This is a genomic window from Salinivibrio sp. IB282 (assembly GCF_001995685.1).
Taxonomy (GTDB): Bacteria; Pseudomonadota; Gammaproteobacteria; order Enterobacterales; family Vibrionaceae; genus Salinivibrio; species Salinivibrio kushneri.
The window spans coordinates 57,009-81,023 of the sequence record NZ_MUET01000004.1; the positions used below are offsets into that span (position 1 = coordinate 57,009).

Consider the following 24,015-nt stretch of genomic DNA (forward strand, 5'->3'; position numbering starts at 1 on the left):
ATGCTAGAGCAACTGTGGTTTGGTCATCAACGCCCACTATGGTCGATATTATTAAGGCCGCTTAGCGCCTTATTTGGCCTCGTGGCGCGCCATCGCCGTCGTCAATATTTACGCGGCAAAACACGGCGCTATTCGTCACCAGTGCCGGTCATCGTGGTGGGGAACATCATGATTGGCGGCAATGGCAAAACCCCGTTTGTGATTTGGTTGGTGGAGCAACTCAAAGCGCATGGCTACCGACCAGGGGTAGTGTCACGCGGTTATGGCGGAAAATCTGAGCAGTATCCACTATTACTCAGCCAAACCACGCCACCGCGCACGGCGGGAGACGAGCCAGTATTAATTGCGCGCCGCACTCAGGTGCCGGTTTGTGTTGACCCCAACCGCAGCGAGGCAGTTAAACGTATCCTGCAAGAAGGTGTCGATATCGTGGTCACGGATGATGGCCTTCAGCACTACCAGCTGGATAGAGACATAGAGATCGTGATCATCGATGGTCAGCGTCGGTTTGGTAACGGTCACTATCTGCCCCTGGGACCCTTGCGTGAATCACTCGATAGGCTTGAGAGCGTCGATATGTTGGTCACTAACGGTGGTACACCACAAGGCCAAGAGTGGGGGATGCATCTGGTCCCTGGCTTGGCGGTTAACCTACGTACGGGACAACGCTGCCAAGCCTCAATGCTACCGCAAGTGGTGGCAGTTGCTGGGATTGGCCATCCACCCCGCTTTTTTAACACCTTGCAGCAAATGGGCGTGACACCTGTTTATAGCCAAGGGATTAACGATCATCAAACCCTCAACGCCGACGAGCTGGACAGGTTGAGCAAGAAGGGGCAACATTTACTGATGACAGAAAAAGATGCGGTAAAATACCAAGGGATCGCCCAAGATAACTGGTGGTATTTACCGGTAGAGGCGCGGCTGCCTGACGAGGCAGCTCAGGCCGTACTCGCCAAGATAGAACGTTTGCAAACAAACGCGAATAAAAAATAAAGGAACGCTATGGATCACCGTCTGCTTGAAATTGTGGCCTGCCCATCATGCCAGGGCAAACTCTATTATCAGCGCGATAACAATGAGTTAGTTTGTAAGTTTGATCGTGTCGCTTATCCCATTATTGATGGTATCCCTGTGCTGCTTGAATCAGAAGCTCGTGATATGTCATTGGAAGAGGTCCAGGGATGAGCGCGTTTTATGTGGTGATCCCGGCGCGGTTTGGCTCAAGCCGCTTGCCGGGTAAACCGTTGGCTGATATCGCCGGTAAGCCAATGATCCAACACGTTTATGAGCGCGCCCAAGCGGCGGGTGCCACTCAGGTAATTGTTGCCACCGACGACCAGCGTATTGAGGCGGCGGTCAGAGCCTTTGGTGGAGAAGTGTGTTTAACACGTGCCGACCATGAGTCTGGCACTGAGCGCTTGGCCGAGGTTGTTGAACGCTATGGCTTTGCTGATGATGATATTATCGTTAATGTGCAAGGCGATGAACCCTTGATCCCCGCTGCGGTAATCGGTCAAGTGGCGGAGAACCTCAGTCAGAATGATCAGGCACCGATGGCCACCTTGGCGGTTGCGATTGATGACCAAGAGCAAGTGTTCAATCCCAATGTGGTCAAAGTCGTGACGGATCAAAAAGGGTTTGCCTTGTATTTTAGCCGCGCCACGATTCCGTGGGATCGCACCCACTTCGAGGCTGAATCACCTGAGATCCCGCAAGCATTGCTGCGGCACATTGGTATTTATGGCTATCGTGCAGGATTTATCAGCCGTTACATCCACTGGACACCGAGCCCGTTGGAGAAGATTGAATCGCTAGAGCAGTTGCGCGTATTGTGGCATGGCGAGAAGATCCATGTAGCCGTTGCCACACAGACGCCGCCGCATGGCGTTGATACCCAAGCAGACTTAGAGGCAGTGCGCGCCTATTTAGCCGTCGATAGCAACGCATAGGCGCAATTTTACGCCTGCTGCGAATGAAAATAACAAAGCCGCGAATCAATCGCGGCTTTTTTGGTGGGTGATGCGCGTTGATGAGCTTAATTGGTCGGCTGAGCGATAAAGTCACGGAGCCGTTGCCATGCTTGTCCCAATCGCTCGTGCCAATAGCGTTCGAACTGCTCGAGGTATTGCGCACGTGGACCGTATTTTATCCATGGCTGCTTAATTTGCTTTTGCGCCATGAAGTTAGTCGGTGCGGGGATGGGATCGAGGCCAGCGCTTTGAAACTCATAGACGGCACGATCCATGTGTGCCGCGGATGTGACGAGCACTAGGTTACTACTCCCAACCACCGATGCGGCTTGGTAGGCTTCCTCCCACGTATCCTTGGCGGTTTCAAGCAACAGGATACTGTTTTTATTGACCCCCAATGCCATTGCGACTCGTGCCAACATACGCGCATGGCTGACTTCATAACCATGGTCATAGCCTGACAAAATCAGCTTGGAAGTGGGGTACATTCGGTGAATACGGATGCCTTCTGCCAGGCGCATTAACGCCGCACGAGAAAGCTCAGAGGTTGGGGGGATAGCGTCATCGACCACATGACTGTTGCCCAGTACCATTACAAAGTCTACCGGTTTTTCCGTAGGGAGAAACGCGGTGTATTGACGCTCAAGTGGACGAAGGAGCCCCGAGGCGACTGGTTGAAACGAAGTGAGAAAAATCCCAGCAAACGCAACGAAGATAACAAAAGATGCCAGCCTTTTACGCTGAGAGAACCAAAGCAGGCATAGCCCGAAAAGACCCAACAACAGCAGCGCGGGCAAGGGCATTATCAAGGTTGAGATAAGTTTTTTTAATTCAAACATGCAATGTCGCCCGAAATATAGTCAAACGAGGCACAAATAGTGCCATAAACCTTTATTAACGTAAGGCTTGTGACAGAATATGCCTTTCTACCACTCAATGATAACGAATGCCATTGTGACTGAGGATAAAAATTTCGACGACATTGCCCACAAATTTGTTAAAAACATTTATGGATCGGGCAAAGGCGAAATCCGCCAAGCGGTTGTTTGGCAGGACATAGAGCAGATCCTGCACTGTTTCCCGCCTGAGCAGACCCTGCATATTTTAGATGCGGGTGGTGGGGTTGCCCCTATGTCTCGGCACTTGGCGGCGCGTGGTCACAGGGTCACTTTATGTGATCTTTCTTCGCAAATGCTCGACTTAGCCCGTCAGGAGATTGAACAACAGGGCTTACTTGCGCAGTATCAGCTGGTTCATTCTTCGGCGCAGACGATTGGCGAATATTTGAGCGAGCCACCGGATGTGATTTTATTCCATGCGGTATTGGAGTGGACTGCTGAACCGGAGCAGGTGTTGAAAGACTTGCTCAAGCACTTGCGACCGGGTGGGATGGCGTCAGTGATGTTCTATAACCAAACCGGGTTGCTCTTCAAGAATCTTGTGTGCGGTAACCTCACCCATGTTGAGGAAGGCATGCCGCATCGCAAGCGGTTTAAACTTCAGCCACCCAAAGGTTTGCACCCCGAGAGTGTCTATCAATGGATGCAAGACAGTGACATTACCCTCAAAGGTAAAACAGGCGTACGCACCTTTCACGATTATATGCGTGATACCAACATTGGTGATTTTACCTTTGAGCAAGTTATTGCATTAGAGCAACAGCTTTGCCGCCAAGAGCCGTTTGTGTCTCTTGGGCGATATATTCATGTCTGGGGCCAACATCATGCCCCAAGCAATCAAGATGAAAACAAGGACAACGGATGAGTGATCAGGCTCAGTCTTCCCAGCATTGGGCAGACGACGCTCAGACAGTACCTGAGTTGGTCAGTTGGGTAAAACAAAGTGGCTTGGGGTTAAACCTGCCGCCGGAGCGCTTGGCATTCTTGCTGGCAATGGCGGTGATGAGCCAGGAACGACTAGAAGATGAGTTGAGTGAACACGAACTCGTGGACGTCTTTCGGTTGGTGAGCGAGCAGTTTACCAACGATGAAGGAGGCAGTCTTGGTAATGTTGCCTTCCGCGCCAACAATGCCATCAACGAAATGGTACAAGCGAGACTGCTAAGTCGGTTTACCAGTGAAATGACTGATGGCGACAGCATTTACCGCCTCACGCCATTGGCGCTCGGTATTGCCGATTATTACGCCCGTCATCGTGAGTACTCGACCTTAAAGCTTTCAGTACAGCTATCCATGGTGGCCGATGAAATTGCCAAGGCGCGCCGAGCGGCGGAAGAAGATGGGGATGCCACTTTTTGGCGCCATAACGTTTATGGCGTGCTGAAGTACTCGGTCGCCGAGATTTTTGACCGCATCGATCTTAACCAGCGGGTAATGGATGAGCAGCAGCAACAGGTCAAAGAAGACATTGCCGCGCTCCTCACCCAGGACTGGCAAGCCGCAATCGCTAACTGCGAATACTTGCTCAACGAAACCTCGAGCACCTTGCAAGAGTTGCAAGAAACACTGCAGGCGGCGGGGGATGAGCTTCAAAGCCAGCTGCTGGAGATCCAAGAAGTGGTTCGCGGCCGTGATGACCTCGATTTCGTCGATAGCATGGTATACAGCTTGCAGATGAAACTGGACCGTATCGTGAACTGGGGGCAGCAAGCCATCGATTTATGGATAGGTTACGACCGCCATGTGCATAAATTTATTCGTACCGCGATTGATATGGATAAAAACCGTGCATTCAGTCAGCGTTTGCGCCAGTCGGTCTCCGACTATTTTGATATCCCTTGGTTTTTGACTTACGCCGATGCGGAGCGACTGCGTGATACGCGCGATGAAGCGCTGGTGTTACGTGACGATGAAGTCACGGGCGAGATGCCAGAAGAGGTGGCGTTTGAACAATTAAGTGTGGTTGACGATGGCCTTTCACAGGCAGTGTCACAGATGCTCAACCGCCATCGAGAAACCGGACAAGCGATCGACTTGGGTCGTGTTCTGAAAGATTACTTAGCCGAGCATCCACAAGCTCGCCATTTTGATCTCGCGCGCTTAGTGATCAACCAAGCGGTCCGCATGGGCTACTCCCAATCTGATCTTAACGCGATTCAGCCTGATTGGCAGGCGATTAACGACTTCGGAGCTAAGGTACAAGCGAATGTCATCGATAAATACTGAACAGCCAATGCCAGAAGGGCTGGCCAAAGCCATTGCTAACCCTTTGTTCCCGGCGTTGGACAGTGCATTGCGTGCTGGCCGCCATATTGCCAGCGACGATCTGGATAACCACGCCTTGCTGATGGAATACGAGCAAGCGCTGAATATTTTCTACCAGCGTTATAACGCTGAATTGGTGCGGGCGCCAGAGGGCTTTTTCTATCTTCGCCCGCGTTCAACCAGTTTAATTAGGCGCAGCGTGTTGTCTGAACTGGATATGCTGGTTGGCAAAGTCCTGTGTTTTCTGTATTTAAGCCCAGAGCGCTTGGCACAAGAGGGGATCTTTACCACCCAAGAGCTGTTTGATGAGCTGCTGGCGTTGGCGGATGAGAAAAAACTGATGAAGTTGGTCACGCATCGTGCCACCGGCTCAGATCTTGACCGTGAAAAGCTTTTCGACAAAGTGAAAACCTCGCTGCGACGTTTGCGTCGTCTTGGGATGATTTTACCTATCGGTGAAGGCAGTAAATTCCGCGTCAGTGAAGCGACGTTCCGCTTTGGTGCCGATGTACGAGCCGGGGACGCTCCACAAGAAGCCCAGTTGCGTCTGATTCGTGACGGGGAAGCTGTGGTGCACAGCCAAGCGCATATTCAATCAAGCCTGCTCGATGATCACTCGGATGAAGACGCAGACAATGCCGATACAGAGACAACGGAGGAGCCGACAGTATGAGTCAGCGCGGTAAGTATCACTCACTCACCATGGTGAACTGGARCGGCTTTTTTGCCCGAACCTTTGATATTGACTCCCTTGTCACCACCTTATCAGGCGGGAATGGCGCGGGTAAGTCGACCACTATGGCAGCGTTTATCACCTCATTGATCCCTGACCAAACCCTGTTGCACTTCCGTAACACCACAGAGGCAGGCAGCTCGAGCGCGTCTCGTGATAAGGGCTTGCACGGTAAATTGCAGCCAGGTGCCTGTTATGCCGCCTTGGATGTGGTGAATTCACGCCAACAGCGGGTGTTGTTTGGGGTGCGTCTTCAACAAGTGGCGGGGCGTGATAAGAAGGTGGATATCAAGCCGTTCGTTTTACAAGGCTTGCCTTCTTCTGTGGCGCCGACCGATGTGTTGGTCGAGACCTTAAATAACGGTCAAGCGCGAGTCCGTCAGCTTAACGAGGTAAAAGAGGCGGCGGGTGAGTATGAAACCGCGCACTTTAAAGCCTTTAACTCGGTCACCGACTATCACGCGCAAATGTTTGAGTTTGGCGTGCTACCGAAAAAGCTGCGCACCCAGCAAGACAGAGGCAAGTTTTATCGATTAATTGAGGCGTCACTCTACGGCGGTATTTCCAGCGCGATCACCAAGTCGTTGCGCGAGTATTTGTTGCCACAAAATGGCGGCGTGAAAAAAGCCTTCCAAGATATGGAAGTGGCGCTGAAAGAAAACCGTATGACGCTAGAGGCGATCAAGCTGACGCAGCGCGACCGTGACTTGTTTAAGCATTTGATCACCGAAGCGACCCATTATGTGGCCTCGGACTATATGCGCCATGCCAATGAGCGTCGTAGTAAGCTTGAGCAAGCGCTGTCGTTGCGGGCGGAGCTGAACGCTGCCCAGCAGACGTTGCAGCAAAAGCAGCAGCATGCGGAAACCATGCGCGCAGAATTAGCCGAGTTAGAGGCGGGACAAGATCACCTCGAACAAGATCACCAAGCGGCGGCTGATCATCTGCAGTTGGTGCAATCGGCGATGCGCCAACAAGAAAAGATTCAGCGTTACGAGGAAGACTTACTCGATCTTTCTGAAAAGCTGGAAGAGCAAATCATGGTGGTGGAAGAGGCCACAGAGCAGCTTGCTGAAGCTGAATTGCGTGCGGCACAAAGTGAAGAGGAAGTGGATAGTCTCAAGACTCAGCTTGCTGACTACCAACAAGCACTCAACACGCAACAAACGCGTTCCCTGCAGTACCAACAAGCCCTCAATGCCTTGGAAACCGCGCGTCGCCTCACTGGCGATGAGACCCTCAGTGCAGACGAGGCCACGACACGATTACACGCGTTAAAAGCACAAGAGTCTGAACAAACCGATTGCGTACTGTCACTCAAGCATAAACGCGATTTGGCGTCAGCGACGGCCAATCAGTTTGAACAGGGCTTGCATCTTTTGCACCGTCTTGATCCCTCTGTGCCCCGTGCTGAGGCTGGCAAGGCGGCCAAGCGCTGGGTTGAGCTGGGCAGAGAGCGTCGCTATCTAGCCGACAGTCTAACGCAGCGCCAGTATGAGCAGCGTGAACTGAGCCAACGGGCTGAGCAATATCAGCAAGCGAGCCAGTTCGTGTCGGAATATCAGGACCTAACAGGCGAATCGCTGGCTGACAGTGACGCGGTCGAGCAAGCCGCCGCGCTGCAGCAAGCACGACGCGACGCGCGACAAGAGGAAAAAGACACCCAAGCTGAGCAACTGCGTGAGCTCGCGCGGACACAGGATGCGGTTGACGCGCAAATCCAAGATCTTGAGCTAAAAGCACCGACTTGGTTTGCGGCCAATGACGCCTTGACCAAACTGGAAAGCCAAACTGAAAAAAACTTGGTGGACAGTCAAGCGGTGATGGAGGCGATGCATGCCACGCATGAGGCGGTACGCACGCGCACGCAGCACCAAGATCAGCTGAGTAAACAAAAAGCAGAGATTGAGCAAGCGATTGAGCAATTAGCGCAGCCAGGTGGCAGCGACGATGCGCAATTGCAAGGCCTCGCCGACACCCTGGGTGGTACTTTACTCTCTGAAATTTATGATGATATCACGCTCGATGATGCTCCTTATTTCAGCGCACTCTATGGCCCGGCGCGGCATGCCATCGTGGTGCCTGATCTTAAAGGCGTAAAGGATAAGCTGACGGATTTGGACGCTTGCCCCGATGATCTATACATCATTGAGGGGGATGCCGACGCGTTTGATGATAGCGTGTTTGATGCCCAAGAGCTGTCGGGTGCCGTGTGTGTACACCTAAACGATCGGCAAATGCGCTATTCGCGCTTCCCGACTACGCCTTTGTTTGGTCGTGCTGCCCGTGAGCACCGCCTTGAGCAGCTACGTGAACAACGAGAGGCATTGGTGGAAGAGCATGCCAAAGCCTCTTTTGATGTACAAAAGTGGCAACGCTTGTCACACGCATTTAGCCAATTTATTGCTGAGCATCTCACGGTGGCGTTTGAGCCCGATCCTGAACAGGCGATCGCCGCTTGCCGCGAGAAACGTGCGCAGACTCAGCGGGCAATAACCGAAGCCAAGCATGTACTGGCACAACACGAGGCGGCGGTGGCGCGTTGTCAGCAAGTGCTACAAATTCTCGATAAGCTTCGCTACTGTGCCGACGCGCTCACAGAGGAGAATCTCGACGCGCGCGTGCAAGCAGCGGTTGAGCGCGTAGAGGCCGCCAAAGAAGCACAAGGCTTTATCCAACAACATGGTGAAACCTTGGCCGCATTGGAAAGTAGCTTGGCAACACTCGATAGTGACCCTGAGCAATTTGATAAACTAGAACAGGCCTACCAAGAGGCGGATGACACCTTACAGGTGATTAAGCAGCAAGTGTTTGCTGTTGCCGATTTAGCGGAGCGTCGTCCGCATTTTGCCTATCAAGATGCGTCAGACATGCTGACGCAAAGCAGTGAGCTTAACGAACAGCTTAAAGCCAAACTCAAAGACGCCGAGCAGGTGCGCCAACGTGAGCGTGAATCGCTCAAGCAAATTCAGTCGCAGAATAGCCAATATCATCAGGTGCTCGCGTCGCTCAAAAGCGCCCATCAATCTAAGCAAGAGACATTGAACGAGTTTAAGCGTGAGCTTAGTGAGTTAGGTGTGCAAGCGGATGAAGACGCCCTAATGCGTGCGCAAAGTCGTCGTGATGCTTTGTACGAGCAAATGCATCAGGCGCGGCAGCGCCATAGCGAGCTTTCCCGCGGTATCACATCGCTGGAGATGGAGACCAAATCCCTGACCAAAGAGCTGCGTAAACTGCTTAAGCAGTACAAAGAGCTGCGTCAGTTTGTGGTCAACGCCAAAGCGGGCTGGTGCAGCGTTCTGCGCATCGCGCGCGACAATGGAGTAGAAAAACAGCTGCATCGTCGAGAAATGGCGTATATGTCTGCTGACGAGTTGCGTTCGTTATCAGATAAATCCTTGGGGGCATTGCGCCTGGCGGTTGCTGACAACGAAACCTTGCGCGATGCCTTGCGGGCGTCTGAAGATGTTGGACGACCAGAGCGTAAAGTCTTGTTCTACGTGGCTGTGTATCAGCATCTGCGTGAACGTATCCGTCACGATATCATTCGCACCGATGATCCGGTCGAAGCGATTGAGGAAATGGAAGTCGAACTGGCCCGTCTTACTGAAGAGCTTACGCAGCGTGAACAACGCTTGGCGATCAGCTCCGAGTCGGTAGCTAATATTATTCGCAAGACGATTCAGCGCGAACAAAACCGGATCCGCATGCTTAACCAAGGGCTTCAGAACGTAGGCTTTGGTCAAGTGCAAGGCGTGCGCCTGAATGTGTCTATCCGTGAAACCCATGCTCAGTTGCTGATGGGCTTGGCTGAACATGCTGACCAGCACCAAGATTTATTTGGTAATCCAAACCTGACGTTTTCGGAAGCGATGGCTAAACTGTTCCAGCGCTTAAACCCGCATATTGAAATGGGGCAACGTGCGCCACAGACCTTAGGGGAAGAGTTGTTAGATTATCGCAACTTCCTCGAATTAGACATTGAGGTGAATCGTGGCACTAACGGCTGGTTGAAGGCGGAATCCGGCGCGTTGTCGACCGGCGAAGCGATTGGTACTGGGCAGGCAATCTTGCTGATGGTGATCCAAAGCTGGGAAGAAGAATCACGCCGACTGCGAGGCAAAGATGTGATCCCTTGTCGCTTACTCTTCCTGGATGAGGCCGCGCGTTTGGATGCTAAATCGATCTCGACCTTGTTTGAGTTGTGTCATCGCTTGGATATGCAGCTGTTGATTGCGGCACCGGAAAACATCAGCCCAGAGCAAGGGACGACGTATAAACTGGTGCGTAAAATCTTCAACGATCGCGAACACGTCCATGTCGTGGGCTTACGCGGCTTTGGTGAAGAGAAGCGTCGGGAGCTCGATCGCGAGCCGGTGATGGAGTAATCGTCAGTCAAGGTGAAAAGAAGGGGTCGGCCTTAAGGCTGACCCCTTTGCGTTTTAGTCGGTTTTAAAATGACCGATAGTGTCAGCCAGGCGTGCTGATCGTTGGCTTAAGCCAGTGACGGTTTCGGCGGTGTCATGTGTACGCTGCGAGACAGTTTCAGCGGATTGTGCAATGTCTGTGATGCTTTCGCTGATTTCTGTCGTCACTTGTGTTTGCTGCTGGGTAGCATTGGCAATGTGTGAGGTCATCTGATTGATTTCGGTGACCATGTTGGCAATATCAACCAGCGCAGCGTTATTTTGCTGACAATAGTCCACACAGGTCTCAACGGTTTGGCTGGTGGTATCCATATCTGCCACCGCTGACTGCGTCTCTTGACGTAATGCGGCAATTTTATCGCGGATACTTTCGGTCGAGTCTTGGGTACGTGAGGCGAGGGTGCGTACCTCTTCGGCGACCACGCTGAACCCACGGCCTTGCTCGCCCGCGCGCGCCGCTTCAATCGCCGCATTCAGTGCCAACAAGTTGGTTTGCTCGGCAATGGCTTGAATTACATCCAGTACGGTGCCGATTTCTTCGCTTTGTTGCGATAAACGCCCCATGGTGGCGGTGGCTGCGTCCATACTCGATGACAAGGTACGGATTTGCGCAACCAGGTCGTCACCAATTCGTGAGCCTTTGTTGACGGCTTGGGTGATGTCATCAGACGCGGTGGAGGCTTGATCTGCATACTGGGCAACATCTGTGACGGAGGTAGCCATTTCTGTCGCTGCTGAGGCAACTTGATGGGTATGCTTGACCTGATCGGTCACGCGATCGCGCATGGTTACCACATCTTGATTGATGTCGTTAGAGGCTTGGCCGAGTAACCCAGAAGCTTGGTGCGCCTCTTGAATCACCTGTTGGAAGCTCGCGAACATGTCATTGAGCGAGCGGCCGAGCAGTGCCATTTCGTCTTTACCGCTATCGGGTAAACGTTGGGTTAAGTCTTTATTTTCTGCAATGGATTTAATACGTGTAGTGACCGCAATCATGGGTTTGGCAATATTGCCACCGAGAATATAGGCAATCACGATCGCGACAACCACTAACACCAATGAGGTAATCACCGTCGCTTTGAGAATGGTACCCTGCATGGTCGCCACTTGTGATAGCGCTTCCTGTTGACTGATTTGATTGACCAGCGCCCAGCGCTTGCCGAAGACATCAATCGGTGAGTAAGCGGTATAGACGGTTTGGTTGCGATAACTCTGCTCTTTGCCAGTGCCCGTTTCGCCTGCCAGCGCTTGGGTAATGCTTTGCGACGCCATGGGCATTTGGCCCGCGGCGGTATCGGTGAAATCAATGCGGCGAATCAAATCGGGTTTGACGCCATTGGTGCGCAACAAGTGTAAATACTCAGATTTGTCCTCTTGTAAAGCGCGCGCTTCGGTGCGAAGGACGTTATCAGGCCCGACCATAAACATTTCGCCGCTTTGTCCAAAGCCTGCTGACTGCCATTGGCCTTGACTGCTGATCACGCCACTTAAACGCTGAATCGGCAATTTAAAGATGAGTACGCCCTGCGTTTCGCCGTTCTCGACGATAGGGGTGGCGATAAATGAGGCCGGTTCATCGTAGCTGGGAAAGTAAGGGCGATAATCCACAAAACTGATGGCGCCGGCTTTTGCATCAATCGCCTCTAAAAAGGCATCACCCATGCCGCTAGTAGCGTAGGGACCCGCAAATAAGCTGGTTCCAAAGTCAATCTCTTTGGCCACCGAGTAGACAATACGGCCATTGGCATCGGCTAACACGATATCTTGGTAGCCAAACGTTTCGGCAAAGCGGTGATAGTTAGGGTGATATTGAGTGTGCACCTTGTCATACGTGGAGCCATCATTGGTGGTCACCAACTTGTCTTTCTCGCCCAAAGGATGGGGGCTGCCGCTGATATAAAATTGCTGCAGTGTCCGCGTGGCAGGGGCGAGCGCTGCGAGGTTGGAGCGTGCATTGGCGTTGGTATCGTTGCGCGCTTGGTAAACATCGCCGAAGGTGTCRGTGTAGTAGTCTTGCAGCGCGCGCCGGGCCGCTCTATCAGTGCGGACTTCACGGCTGTAGCGTCGATAAGCTTGGCTAAAAGACGTTACCGCGTTTTCGGTCATGGTGGAGTCGGCCATTGAGGTTAATTGTTGGCCGATAAATGAAAAATAACTGGTTAATTCAGAGTGCTTGGCTTCGCGTACGGCTTTGAGCTGGCTAATGGCCTGCTCTCGCATTTCATCGCCAAACAGTGTGGTGGTTCGGTTTGCCAACACCGCGGCGGTGGCGACAATACAAATAACACAGGCGGAGATGATCGCCGCAGAAACCTTGGTGCGAACTTTCATACTACTAAACTCCTGAAACGTCGTTATGACGGCATCAAATCAAGGCACCTTACTGGCGTAAAGTGGAGGTGGGGGCTTATTCGATAGGGAAATAACATGCTCAAACCGTCAGGTCGCACTCTAGCATGGCCACACTGTGGTATTGGCCAAACTTTTCACCGACATCATTTAGCTGTCCAACTTGTTGGAAGCCAAAGCGACGATGCAATGCTAATGACGCTGGGTTAGGTAGCGTGACGAGAGAATAGGCGCGGCGCAGGGCCTTATCGCGCATTCCGTCGAGCAAGGTTTGCATTAATGCCGAACCAACCCCACGGCCACCGGCATCGGGGGCCGCATAAATGGTGATTTCTGAGGCGATGTGGAAAGCCTGCTTGGGATTGAAAGGCGTATTGTAAGCAAAGCCAAGGATTTGTTGGTCTTGCTCTGCCACCCAGGCTTGATAGCAGGAGGACGGATCAAACTGAGCAAACCATTGTTCACGTTCAGCTAATGGCCATGGGCACAAGTCAAACGTAATGGCAGTGTGTGTAATGTAATAATTATAAATCGTATTGATCGCGTCACAATCACGCAATTCCATGCGTCGAATAAGCATTTTCGCTTCCTTTTCGCTTTTTTTGCGCGATATAAGATAACGAAGTTCAACGCATTCGCCAAGTGTTGGTGATAAATGAGACACTTGTCGTGCATTTAATACCCAAATGTTGCTGTCTTTTGCGCGAAAACAAACGCACGCACTGTTAGGCTAACAAAATGCTCGATAAGGCATTGAGGGTGGCGGAAGATCGGATTAGCATGAGGTTTCTAGTTCTCGGCATAAAGGATCCGTTTTGTCAGAGTTTAAAGCGACATCTATTTCTCCAGTCGGTCCGTTTTTCTCGCCCATGGTGCAAGGTTACTGGCGGCTGGATGATTGGCAAATGACGCCGCAGCAGCGCTTAAGCTTTCTTAAGGCGCACATCGACTTAGGTATTACCACGGTCGACCATGCGGATATTTACGGCGATTATCGCTGTGAGACACTGTTTGGCCAAGCGCTGAAGCTTGACCCCAGCGTCAGAGATGATATCCAAGTGGTGTCGAAATGCGATATCAATTTGGTCAGTGAGGCGGCCCCAAACCGTAAAATCAACCATTACGATACCAGTTACCGGCATATTTTGGCGTCGGTGGATAACTCCTTGTCACGCTTGGGCGTAGAAAAACTGGATGTGTTACTGCTCCACCGTCCTGATGCGTTAATGGATGCAGATGAAGTGGCTGAAGCCTTCACGACGCTGCGCCACCACGGCAAGGTGGCGCACTTTGGTGTCTCTAACTTTACGCCTTCACAGTTCGACCTGCTTCAGTCTCGTTGGGATGAATCCTTGGTGACCAACCAAGTGGAAATCAACCCGCTACGGTTTGATGTGGTGCATGACGGTACGCTGGATCAGTTACAGCGGTTGCGTATTAAACCGATGGCGTGGTCTTGCCTTGCAGGCGGCGAGATGTTTAACGGTGAGTCTGAGCAGGCTGTACGGGTACGTGATACCTTGCATGCTATTGGCGAAGAGCTAGGTGGTGCGACGATCGATCAGGTGATTTATGCCTGGGTGATGCGTCATCCGTCTCAACCTTTGCCGATTATTGGCTCGGGGAATATTGAACGCGTTAAAGCTGCCAAAGCGGCTTATGACCTCAACCTCACGCGTGAGCACTGATGGCGACAAAAAGCGAATGTCCCTTGCTTTTAATACGCCACTTTCTTTTACTACGCCGTAGTAGGCAGGTGAGACCGGTGGAGACATCCTGTTTACCCGCCGGAGACCATTATTTTTTTGCTTGGAGTTGCGAATTATGTGAGGTGAGGGCAGACACTTCTAACATCGGTGCCGCATCAATATCATCGGCGTTCATCATCGAAGAGATACGCTGTACCGAAGACAGTAATAACGATTGCTCCCACTCATCTAAACTTTGAAAGCGTGAAATAAAGTTTTCTTGTAGGGGTTTGGGTGCCTGTTCTAACGCGGCTTCCCCTTGCTCGGTCAAGTGGGCGTGCACTTTACGTTTATCAAGCTCACTACGAACACGCAAAATTAATCCGCGCTTCTCAAGACGATCAAGAATCGTCGTTGCCGTTGCCTGGCTCATGTTGGTGTGAGTAGAGAGCTTACGAATAGTCACTTGACCCAACTCTTTGATCGCACGCATCAACACCAGCTGTGGGCCCGTGATCCCAGAGACTTTGTTAAGTTTTCGTGAATGCAAGTCTATTGCGCGGATGATTTGCCGCAGCGCAACCAGTACTTCTTCGTGTTTTTCCATTTATTCACCTCCACCAGAAAAAATCGCCAACGAAACTTACAATACCCGCGGTTGGAGTGCAAAGGCATCGAGAGAAAAATCGATTTTTTATGGTTTTTTCACTATCAAATAATCAATGTGCTTTCAGTCTATTATAACCCTTAGCGTGTAAATTAAATCTAATTTATTGTTATTTTTAGCTGTTTCAGTGAGCGGACGCAAAAAGTGCTACATAGTCATTAGTTTAAGTAGTCAAGAGGTCGGATCAGCGTTGCAACACGTTGCACCAATCCCTGCTTGTAGTGTGGAGATCACAGCTTTGATAATAGCCTCAATTCCTTGTTGCATTTAGTAACATAATGCTTAGAATCTCTCGCATACAAACGATAATAGTTCTCATAACTGTTCATACTAAAGCGAAGGACAAAGCACTATGGAAATGACCCCTTTTAAGCGTAACCTTATTGCGCTTTCCTTATTTGCCGCGCCTCTGGGCGTTAATGCGGCGACGCAAGAAGACGTTGTTGAACATTACGCCGATATCGCGCATGCGGTATTCGCAGACTCCCACACGACGGCGGTCGCGCTTGATGAAGCCATTGAGGCTTTTACTGCCAGCCCCTCTCAAAAAACCTTTCAGGCAGCAAAAAAAGCATGGTTAGACGCACGAGTGCCTTATCAGCAGTCAGAAGTGTTCCGTTTTGGCAATGCGATTGTTGATGACTGGGAAGGGCAGCTGAACGCATGGCCACTGGATGAAGGTTTGATTGATTATGTGGCGGACGGTTACCAAGCCGAGCTGGGTAACGCCGGTGCGACAGCAAACATTATTGCTAACCAAAGCATTCAAATTGGTGCGACGGATCTCGATGTCGCTGACATTACGCCAAAACTGTTGGCCAGTCTCAATGAGGTAGGCGGGTCAGAAGCGAACGTGGCTTCCGGTTATCATGCGATTGAGTTTTTGCTGTGGGGGCAAGATTTAAATGGCACTCATCCAGGGGCTGGCGAGCGCCCATACTCAGACTTTGCTTACGGGGAAGATTGCACGAACGGCCACTGCGACCGTCGCCGCGAGTACTTGAAAGCGGCCGCCGATCTCTTGGTGGATGATTTAGCCTGGATGCGCGACCAGTGGGCGGACGGTAATAAAGACAACTACCGCGCGAGTCTGTTAGCGGATTCTAGCGAGAACGGCTTACGTAAGATGCTGTTTGGTATGGGGTCTCTCTCGTTGGGTGAATTGGCGGGTGAGCGCATGAAAGTCGCATTGGAAGCCAACTCGACCGAAGACGAACACGATTGTTTCTCTGATAATACCCACAACTCGCACTTTTACAATGAGCAGGGTATTTACAACGTCATGATGGGCGCTTATCAGCGTGTTGACGGTAGCAAACTGACAGGGCCATCCGTGCTTGACTTAGTCAAAGWCAAAGATACTGACGCGGCCAACGCGATCAAGACAAGCTTTGAGCAAGCGCGTGAGCAAGTAAAAACACTTGTTGTGTCAGCGGAAAAAGACAATGTGCATTTTGATCAATTAATCGCGGCGGGCAACAATGAGGGTAACCAACTCGTCAATGCATCCATCACCGCACTGGTTGACCAAACCAAACACATTGAGAAAGCCGCTCAGATCATCGGCATTGATAATCTCAACCCAGATACCGCGGATCATCAATTCTAATTGTCCGCTAATGATGTCAAGCCCCGTGCCGCGGGGCTTTTTGCTTTGTCAGGATACAACATGAAGTCCAAAGTCATTGTTTACCTTGGTGCAATCGGCGTCAGTGCCTTGGTGAGCGCGTCAGCGGTTGCTTTCGAACGCACCTCGGGTGGCAGTACCACGGTGATTAAAGAAGGGGCCAACGCTTTTTCCCAGCCTGCCGCTAACTTACCCATGAGCGAGCGCATCGACTTCAGTGTCGGGAACAGTTTTTTTCGTAATCCTTGGGTCAGCTCGCCGGCTTCAACCGATGCGCGTGATGGGCTTGGCCCTTTGTTCAATACCAATGGCTGTCAGAATTGTCATATAAAAGATGGCCGTGGGCATCCGCCTTCTCCTGGTGATACCAATGCCGTGTCGATGTTGGTGCGATTGAGTGTGCCGGCAATGACCGAAGCAGAACGGCAGAAATTGATCCAATATGGCAATATTCCCGAGCCAAATTACGGGGGACAGTTACAAGATTTTGCCCTGCCAGGTGCGAAGCCAGAAGGAAAGGTTGCCTTAACCTATTCAGACGTTCCTGTGACTTTTGCCGATGGTGAGACAGTCACTCTGCGTCAGCCACATTTAACCGTCACCGAGCTTAACTATGGGCCGATGGCAGAGAATGTTCAGATGTCGGCGCGGATTGCGCCTCCGATGATTGGATTGGGGTTGTTGGAGTCCATTGCTGCGGAAGACATTTACGCCTTGGCTGATCCTGATGATGCCAATGGCGATGGGATTTCAGGACGACCAAATCAAGTGTGGGATATCGAAAAACAACGCACTGCGCTTGGCCGGTTTGGTTGGAAGGCGGGACTACCCACGGTTAACCAACAAAACGCCGCGGCCTTCAATGGCGATGTAGGATTAACCACTTCCATGTTTCCGCACCACAATTGTATGCCGTCACAGTCTGTGTGCGACGAGATGCCTAATGGTGGCGATCCAGAAGTCAGCGACAATATCCTCGGGTTTGTCGAATTTTACGCCCGTCATTTGGCGGTGCCAGCGCGTCGCAACGTGCAGGATCCTGCCGTGAAACAGGGGCAAGATATCTTCGTGCAAACGGGCTGCAATGCCTGCCATGTGGCGTCATTTACTACCGCAAAACGCCCCGAACTTAGCGCACTGAGCGAGCAGCGTATTCACCCCTATACGGATTTGTTGTTGCATGACATGGGAGCGGGGCTAGCGGATCATCGAGGAGAGTTTATCGCCAACGGTAGAGAGTGGCGCACACCACCTTTGTGGGGGATTGGGTACACCAAAGAAGTGAATGCGGATGCCACCTATCTGCACGATGGTCGCGCGCGTACCCTTATGGAAGCCATTTTATGGCATGATGGCGAAGCCGCCAGTGCGAAACAGCGGGTGCTGGCGATGCCGAAAGCGGAGCGTGACACCTTAATCGCGTTTTTACGTTCCTTATAACAACAATATGCTGGAGTCTTGTCGCATGCGTTTTCGACTCAATCCTATCGCCGCGCTCTCTCTGAGCGCCATGGTATTACTCGGTGGGTGTTTATCTCAAACCGAGACCGGGCCGAATCACGGCCTTTGGCAACTACAAAAGCAGCGAAGTGAGCAGCTTCTTTCTGCGACCACGGATCTGGCTAAGACCACGCAATCGGTCTGTACTCAGGGCACGCCCATTGATGATGCGCGCCAAGCGTGGAAAACAGTGATGGCCAATTGGATGCCATTACAAGGGGTAGAAAAAGGGTCTGAGGACGCCTTGGCGCAAAGTTGGCGTATTCAGTTTTATCCGGACAAAAAGAATACCACAGGGCGAAAAATTAACGCCTTGCTGGCCAGTGATACACAGTGGACCGCGGAGGCATTGGCCGAGCAAAGTGTGGCCGTGCAAGGCGTCGGCGCGATGGAGTGGTTGCTCTATGACCAGCAAGCTGATTTGAGCCAACCGAAACACTGTGAAGTGGCGATGGCGGTCAGTGCTCGCTTGCAACAAACGGCATCTGCGCTCAATGCGGCTTGGCAGCACAACCCTTGGCGTGGCATGCCGCCTTCGATGGCGGTGTCAGAAAAGCTCGGTGCGCTGACCCATCAGCTGGATTATGTGCTGAAAAAACTCTCCGGCCCTCTGGGTAAACCGGGCTTTCCTAATCCTTACCAAGGGGAAGCGTGGCGCTCACGACACTCTCTCACACTGTTACGCCAAAGCATCAAAGCGATGCAGACTCAATATCATGCTGAGGGTGGCATTGAGCAAGCGCTCCGTGAGCGAGGCTATGAGGAGGTTGCGGATCGTGTCAGCGAGCATTGGCAATTAGCGTATAACAGCGTGCCGCAAGATGGTGAGCCCTTATTTGACAGGCTAAATAGTGTGGCGGGATATCGAGACATGCTGACAGTTTACAATAATCTTGAATATCTCAAATTGGTACTTGGCGGTCAGGTCGCGCAAGATTTAGGGATTATCGTCGGGTTTAATGCATCAGATGGAGACTAGTTTAAAGCGACGCCGCTTATTAAAAGCGGCACTGATGGGGGCGGCGTTGCCTACAGTGGTCAATGCGTTGAGTGGTTGTCGCGGCAATCCTACTGCCGACCGTTGCGAGTTACTCGGCTGCGCGCTAAGCAGTGATGGAACGTTCGCGGTTGTCGGCGCGGATCGTACCGGACAGCCCGTATTCCGTCTTCCGTTGCCCGCGCGCGGTCATGGTGTCGCCGCTCAACGTCGAGCGGTCGGGACACTGGGTGTGGCATTTGCGCGTCGACCCGGTGATTTTATGCAGGTGTTTGACTATCAACGTGGCGTGACGCTGTCACAGGTAACAGCCAGTTCAGACCGCTACTTTTATGGGCATGGCGCGATTTCTGATGAGGGTCAATGGTTATATACCACTGAAGGCAAACGTCAAACCAGTGAGGGCGTGGTTGGTGTTTATCGGCTAAGCGCCCGTGGCCAGGTGGAAAAAGTGCGTGAGATCAGTGGCTTTGGGATTGGTCCTCATGAGATTGCACTGGCGGATGCTAATACGCTCGTGGTCGGGGTCGGTGGCATGCATACCGATGGCCGCACCGTGCTAAATATCGATTCAATGTCACCGGCGTTGGTGTACATCGACATCGAGTCGGGTGAGGTGGTTGAGCGTGCTGAATTAGCCAATAAAAAGCTGAGTATTCGTCATTTGATGGTGTCTGAGGATGGCTATGTGGTGACGGGGCAGCAATATCACGGCTCGGATAATGCCCCCTTGGTTGCGATCCATCGACGAGGGGAGCCGATGAAAATGCTTAATGCCACCTCTGAACAATGGGCTCGATTTAACAACTATGTAGCGAGTATCGCGACACTCAATGGCTGGGTGGTGGCGACCTCACCCAGAGGCAATTGCTATGGTATCTGGTCTTTAGACAGCCAAGATATGATAGGTTTGCATCCGTTGGTGGATGCCTCTGGTGCCAGTCGTGACGGTGATGTGATCAACTTGAGTTCGGGGGGCGGCAAAATGGTGACACTTGATAGCGCACACCATCCCGATTATCAGATGACGCCAGTGCGATGGGATAATCATTGGATAACGCTGGTGTAATGAACGCGTGGTAGCGTGAAAAGCGGTAGTCTGAAAAGGCTGCCGCTTTTTGTTTTATTGCGGGTTGGGGGAGAGAAAAAAATCAGACAATGATTTTGTCGAGACGGGGGCAAAATTTGCCATAATTAAAGCATGGATGAGGAGGGGCGTATGGTGAGAAGGCACGATGCCTGGTTGGCTAACCTTCTGATAGGATGTTGTTTTTGGGTAAACCCCGGTATGGCAAATGAGGCGATCGAGGCCGGTGGCATGCGACTGCTGGCGGCACCATCCACCTCGGCGCACTCGGCCTCCGATCAAGCGACGTCGGTTGAGCAAACTCTGTCGGCTGACGATCATCGTCAACGCGCCTATCAGTATGCGCGCGACTGGTTGGAGTCGGCCGCCCCCGATGCCACTGTCTTAGCCTATCCCTCAGCGCTGACGCAAGACTATCTCGATAATGGGTTTTCTCTGCTTTGGACCCAGGATGCGGCGCGGGACGAGCTGGCAACGCAAGTTAATGTGATTTCATTGGCCAGCTTCAGTCCTGAATTTGAGTGGCGTGCCTGGCAACTTCGCCAACTCCGCCAACAGGGTAGCGATACCGCGTATGATATTTTTGCTACTGACACGGCGTATGCCTTGATGAGTTACCTGAACGCGGTGCCCGATAAAGGTATGCGCTGGTTTTTTGGTTCGCTGCATCACTCGCCATTGCCTGCGCCCTCCGTGTCTCAGCGAAAGGCGGTTTTTAAAGYCGGTTTGGGGCCGTCTTTGCCTGCTTTTCTGCGTAAGCTTCGACCTCAGCATCCACAATATACCGCGCTTATTAAGCAGATTGTTCGTTTACAACGGCAAGCCCGCTCAATGTGGCCCAGCGTGAACAGCGATGGATTAATTTACCCTGACCAAGCAGTCACGATATCTCTGGCGCTCAATCTCGTCGATAACCTAAGTATGCAGGGTTATTGGGGGGACAGTCAGCGGTTAGAGGCACTGGATGGTAAAACGGTGCGATATGGCGGCGATTTACTCGATGCTGTCAAACGATTTCAGTCACAACATGGGCTGAGTGTGGATGGCATCATTGGCCCATCAACCTTGAAATGGCTTAATTTAGATGCGTCGGCGCGGATCCGGCTGCTTGCTCTCAACGCAGAGCGGTTACGCTTGTGGTCAGCGCAACAACCGGATCGCATTGTGGTTAATATCCCTGATTATCGTATGCGTCTGTGGGCTAACGATCAGAATGTGTTCGAAAGCAAGGTGGTGGTCGGTCGCCAATCGAGACGTACGCCCCTGTTCTCGTCACGACTCGACTCTGTGGTACTCAATCCGAGCTGGAATGTGCCCCGGAGCATCGTGCAAAAAGATATCCTACCCAAGCTGGTTGATGGGCACGACTATCTTTCTCAGCATCAGTACCGCATTCTTCCCAACTGGCAAAGTGATACCCAGATAGATCCTAGCTCGATTGATTGGCAAAGAGTGTCAGTCGACGGATTTCCCTACCGACTTCAGCAGGCACCAGGTCGTGGCAACGCCCTCGGAAAATACAAGTTTAACACGCCCAATCGTRACGCGATTTACCTGCATGATACGCCAGCGCAAAGTTTATTCAGCCGATCACGGCGTGCATTTAGTTCCGGCTGTATCCGTGTCGAGCAAGCGGAGCAACTGGCGGACTTATTACTGGATTTATCGGGTAAGCAGCTGACTGATTATCAGCACTATATTGATAAAACCCAGACCAAGTGGGTACCACTCAAAAGACGTTTGGCGGTGCAGACCATTTATCAGACGGCTTGGGTCACGGATGACGGGGAGGTGACCTTTCGCGATGACGTGTACGCCTACGATGTCCCCGCAAAACGGACGATCACCACACAAAAGCCCAGTTATTTAACCCAGCAGCGTCATTCCGTGGAGATGCAAGCGCAATAGTCATCAGGAAGCCGCGTACAACCGTGGCTCCCTCTTCATGTCGGTGTCAGCGAGCCACGCCATTGTCGTTATCTCAATGAGAAGTATCAGCGTTAGGCTGGTGGCTGAAGTGAGGGGCAATGTAGCGTTGATAGCGTTTGGGTTTTAAGCGTTTAAGGTCGACCAACACAAGGCCATCAATACAATCGGCAAAGTCAGGATCCACACCAAAGTCCAAGAATTGGACCCCTCCGGGCTCGCATAACTCACTGTATTGTTTATACAAGGTGGGGATCCCGACGCCCAGGTGATCGAGTAGCATTTTAAGTTGTTTAAGGTCTTTGGCGTAATCGTTCCCGCAGAAGTGACCCAGAAGCTCACTTTCTTTACTGTCTGCCAGTTCAAAGGGGCGTTTAGAGCGTGCGTACTCGCTCTCGCCTGTAAAGTAGGTACGGTAAAAGAAAATCAGTAACTCTTTAGCTGCCTGTGGCATGGCGTTGCTGATGGTGACTGGACCAAATAAATAACGATACTGAGGTTTCTGGGCGAGCAGCGCACCAATACCAAGCCATAAATAGTCCAAACTCCGTTTTCCCCAATATTTGGGTTGCACAAAACTACGTCCCAGCTCCAACCCCTGCGCAAGAAACGGCTGCATGCCTTGCTCAAAGTCGAATAAGCTTGCGCTATAGATTCCATCCAGCCCTTGGGTGTTAAGCGTCGCTTGGGTGTCACACAAGCGGTAGGCACCCACAATATCGAGCTCGGCAGGATCCCAAAGGACCAAATGCCAGTAATGCTGATCATATTTATCAAGATCACGTCGCTGACCTGTGCCTTCTCCCACCGCACGAAACGCGACTTCACGCAATCGTCCAATCTCGCGCATGACTGGGGAGTCGGCGTGATAGTCGAGTAAATAAATCAGTTTGCCATCAGGTGTTTGTCCGAGTTGCTGGCCGGTATTGAGTGCTTGTTTAAGCGCTAAACGAGGCTCGGGAGCGGCGATTGCTGTCTCTGTGGGAAACAAGCCAGGTTTGCGTTTGGCAATACGATACAAGTGCTTATGGAATAGCTTAACCCGTGTTTTGACGGGGAGGGAGGCGGTGGCACTGTAACTGTGGTGGGGGATCAATTCGCCGACGGTAAAAGCAATGGTATTGTTCTCTTGGCGAAACATCTCTTCAACCAATAGCAGGGTCGAGAGCGGCTTGTATACCATGGATGCGCCATAAAAACGGGCGGAATTGCGGCCATGGACATGAATCGGGAGAATCGGTGCCTTTGATTTGGTCGCCATGCGTAAAAAGCCAGGATGCCAGGCACCATCACGGATCCCGGTTGGTGCCACCCGGGACACTTCACCGGCCGGAAAAATGATGACTGCCCCGTCATTTTCCAGCCACTGAGTGATATTTTGTAGGTTTTGTTTCGGGGTATACCCTCCCATATTGTTGACGGGCAATAAGCAACCGTGGAGTGGTTTAACTTGCATCAATAAATCGTTGGCAATCACTTTGACGTCCGGTCGGACAGAACGCACCAGTTTTAACAGCGCTAATCCATCCAACGAGCCGATAGGGTGGTTGGCGATAATCACTACTCGCCCTGATTCGGGGATTCGCTCTTTCTCACGATCGCTCACTCGATAGCTAAAGTTAAAGTAGTCGAGCACTTGCTCAACAAACTCAAACCCTTGCAGATGAGGATACCGCTCGGCAAAGGATTGAAACTCTTGTTCATGAAGTAACCGTTTAAGGGTTCTACTAACGGGACGTTTCAGCCAGTCTCGCTGTTCTAGTTGGGGATAATGAGACGATAGAACTTTATCAACATCTAACATAAGCAACCCTGCATGCAAAAATGCGTATCTGATTTATCCAGATATCCTGGCGTTAGCCTAGATAGTAAAAGTG

The 24,015-nt window shown here is 51.7% G+C and carries 17 protein-coding genes and 1 pseudogene; 13 read left to right on the forward strand and 5 right to left on the reverse strand.

The annotated features are described in order from the left end of the window. From lpxK to kdsB, 3 genes and pseudogenes are all read left to right on the forward strand, one after another. A pseudogene (gene lpxK / locus BZG14_RS01830) lies at nt 1-1,025 on the forward strand (tetraacyldisaccharide 4'-kinase). Then, entirely contained in the window at nt 1,006-1,188 is a 183-nt protein-coding gene (locus BZG14_RS01835) for a Trm112 family protein (RefSeq protein WP_046073143.1), read from the forward strand. The pseudogene lpxK and the gene BZG14_RS01835 overlap by 20 nt, the downstream one beginning before the upstream one ends. Further along, entirely contained in the window at nt 1,185-1,952 is a 768-nt protein-coding gene (gene kdsB, locus BZG14_RS01840) for a 3-deoxy-manno-octulosonate cytidylyltransferase (protein ID WP_077607819.1), read from the forward strand. The genes BZG14_RS01835 and kdsB overlap by 4 nt, the downstream gene beginning before the upstream one ends. Nucleotides 1,953-2,038: 86 nt before the next feature. Here kdsB and elyC read toward each other — a convergent pair whose 3' ends face one another. Continuing rightward, on the reverse strand, nt 2,039-2,812 hold the full coding sequence (gene elyC / locus BZG14_RS01845; protein WP_077486085.1) for an envelope biogenesis factor ElyC: 774 nt from the start codon (nt 2,810-2,812) through the stop codon (nt 2,039-2,041). Between the two features lie 115 nt (nt 2,813-2,927). Between elyC and cmoM the strand changes: the two genes are divergently transcribed. The 4 genes from cmoM to mukB are packed head-to-tail and all read left to right on the forward strand — an operon-like array spanning nt 2,928 to nt 10,258. Beyond that, complete coding sequence (gene cmoM, locus BZG14_RS01850; protein WP_077607847.1) at nt 2,928-3,737, forward strand: tRNA uridine 5-oxyacetic acid(34) methyltransferase CmoM; 810 nt, start codon at nt 2,928-2,930, stop codon at nt 3,735-3,737. Beyond that, nucleotides 3,734-5,098 (forward strand): chromosome partition protein MukF, encoded by a 1,365-nt coding sequence (gene mukF / locus BZG14_RS01855; RefSeq protein WP_077458239.1) that lies wholly within the window; start codon nt 3,734-3,736, stop codon nt 5,096-5,098. Before cmoM ends, mukF begins: the two co-directional genes overlap by 4 nt. Continuing rightward, nucleotides 5,079-5,810 carry a chromosome partition protein MukE gene (mukE, locus tag BZG14_RS01860; protein ID WP_077458237.1) on the forward strand — a complete coding sequence of 244 codons (732 nt, stop codon included), beginning with the start codon at nt 5,079-5,081 and terminating at the stop codon, nt 5,808-5,810. The genes mukF and mukE overlap by 20 nt, the downstream gene beginning before the upstream one ends. After that, nucleotides 5,807-10,258 carry a chromosome partition protein MukB gene (mukB, locus tag BZG14_RS01865; RefSeq protein ID WP_077607820.1) on the forward strand — a complete coding sequence of 1,484 codons (4,452 nt, stop codon included), beginning with the start codon at nt 5,807-5,809 and terminating at the stop codon, nt 10,256-10,258. The genes mukE and mukB overlap by 4 nt, the downstream gene beginning before the upstream one ends. A 54-nt stretch (nt 10,259-10,312) precedes the next feature. On the opposite strand, the gene BZG14_RS01870 is transcribed toward mukB, so the two are convergent. After that, nucleotides 10,313-12,628, reverse strand: coding sequence for a methyl-accepting chemotaxis protein (locus BZG14_RS01870; protein ID WP_077607821.1), 2,316 nt, complete (start codon nt 12,626-12,628; stop codon nt 10,313-10,315). Between the two features lie 100 nt (nt 12,629-12,728). Beyond that, a complete protein-coding gene (locus tag BZG14_RS01875) occupies nt 12,729-13,226 on the reverse strand; it encodes a GNAT family N-acetyltransferase (protein ID WP_077458229.1) in 498 nt (165 codons plus the stop codon). Between the two features lie 289 nt (nt 13,227-13,515). Between BZG14_RS01875 and BZG14_RS01880 the strand changes: the two genes are divergently transcribed. Beyond that, nucleotides 13,516-14,334, forward strand: coding sequence for an aldo/keto reductase (locus BZG14_RS01880; RefSeq protein ID WP_077607848.1), 819 nt, complete (start codon nt 13,516-13,518; stop codon nt 14,332-14,334). A 109-nt stretch (nt 14,335-14,443) separates the two neighbouring features. Here BZG14_RS01880 and BZG14_RS01885 read toward each other — a convergent pair whose 3' ends face one another. Continuing rightward, nucleotides 14,444-14,941, reverse strand: coding sequence for a MarR family winged helix-turn-helix transcriptional regulator (locus BZG14_RS01885; protein WP_069362512.1), 498 nt, complete (start codon nt 14,939-14,941; stop codon nt 14,444-14,446). Nucleotides 14,942-15,359: 418 nt separating this feature from the next. Here BZG14_RS01885 and BZG14_RS01890 point away from each other — a divergent pair, with 418 nt between their 5' ends. From BZG14_RS01890 to BZG14_RS01910, 5 genes are all read left to right on the forward strand, one after another. Next, nucleotides 15,360-16,610, forward strand: a complete 1,251-nt coding sequence (locus BZG14_RS01890) for an imelysin family protein (RefSeq protein WP_108743502.1) — start codon at nt 15,360-15,362, stop codon at nt 16,608-16,610. Nucleotides 16,611-16,670: 60 nt separating this feature from the next. Continuing rightward, nucleotides 16,671-18,068 carry a di-heme oxidoreductase family protein gene (locus tag BZG14_RS01895; RefSeq protein WP_077607823.1) on the forward strand — a complete coding sequence of 466 codons (1,398 nt, stop codon included), beginning with the start codon at nt 16,671-16,673 and terminating at the stop codon, nt 18,066-18,068. A 25-nt stretch (nt 18,069-18,093) separates the two neighbouring features. After that, complete coding sequence (locus BZG14_RS01900) at nt 18,094-19,107, forward strand: imelysin family protein (RefSeq protein WP_158011718.1); 1,014 nt, start codon at nt 18,094-18,096, stop codon at nt 19,105-19,107. After that, on the forward strand, nt 19,097-20,194 hold the full coding sequence (locus tag BZG14_RS01905) for a DUF1513 domain-containing protein (RefSeq protein ID WP_077607825.1): 1,098 nt from the start codon (nt 19,097-19,099) through the stop codon (nt 20,192-20,194). Before BZG14_RS01900 ends, BZG14_RS01905 begins: the two co-directional genes overlap by 11 nt. 150 nt (nt 20,195-20,344) lie before the next feature. Continuing rightward, nucleotides 20,345-22,120: a L,D-transpeptidase family protein gene (locus BZG14_RS01910; protein ID WP_198531998.1), complete on the forward strand. Its 1,776-nt coding sequence runs from the start codon at nt 20,345-20,347 to the stop codon at nt 22,118-22,120. A 73-nt stretch (nt 22,121-22,193) separates the two neighbouring features. Here the strand turns inward: BZG14_RS01910 and BZG14_RS01915 are convergent, their stop codons facing one another. Next, nucleotides 22,194-23,942 (reverse strand): GNAT family N-acyltransferase, encoded by a 1,749-nt coding sequence (locus BZG14_RS01915; protein WP_077607827.1) that lies wholly within the window; start codon nt 23,940-23,942, stop codon nt 22,194-22,196. Nucleotides 23,943-24,015 lie beyond the last annotated feature (73 nt).

Bases quoted from the DNA above. Each gene is read 5' to 3' on its own strand.
- BZG14_RS01915 (WP_077607827.1), bottom strand. From the start codon at position 23,942: ATGTTAGATGTTGATAAAGTTCTATCGTCTCATTATCCCCAACTAGAA.
- BZG14_RS01900 (WP_158011718.1), top strand. From the start codon at position 18,094: ATGCGTTTTCGACTCAATCCTATCGCCGCGCTCTCTCTGAGCGCCATG.
- kdsB (WP_077607819.1), top strand. From the start codon at position 1,185: ATGAGCGCGTTTTATGTGGTGATCCCGGCGCGGTTTGGCTCAAGCCGC.
- BZG14_RS01835 (WP_046073143.1), top strand. From the start codon at position 1,006: ATGGATCACCGTCTGCTTGAAATTGTGGCCTGCCCATCATGCCAGGGC.
- BZG14_RS01875 (WP_077458229.1), bottom strand. From the start codon at position 13,226: ATGCTTATTCGACGCATGGAATTGCGTGATTGTGACGCGATCAATACG.
- BZG14_RS01880 (WP_077607848.1), top strand. From the start codon at position 13,516: ATGGTGCAAGGTTACTGGCGGCTGGATGATTGGCAAATGACGCCGCAG.
- mukE (WP_077458237.1), top strand. From the start codon at position 5,079: ATGTCATCGATAAATACTGAACAGCCAATGCCAGAAGGGCTGGCCAAA.
- BZG14_RS01895 (WP_077607823.1), top strand. From the start codon at position 16,671: ATGAAGTCCAAAGTCATTGTTTACCTTGGTGCAATCGGCGTCAGTGCC.
- mukF (WP_077458239.1), top strand. From the start codon at position 3,734: ATGAGTGATCAGGCTCAGTCTTCCCAGCATTGGGCAGACGACGCTCAG.
- BZG14_RS01885 (WP_069362512.1), bottom strand. From the start codon at position 14,941: ATGGAAAAACACGAAGAAGTACTGGTTGCGCTGCGGCAAATCATCCGC.
- BZG14_RS01905 (WP_077607825.1), top strand. From the start codon at position 19,097: ATGGAGACTAGTTTAAAGCGACGCCGCTTATTAAAAGCGGCACTGATG.
- elyC (WP_077486085.1), bottom strand. From the start codon at position 2,812: ATGTTTGAATTAAAAAAACTTATCTCAACCTTGATAATGCCCTTGCCC.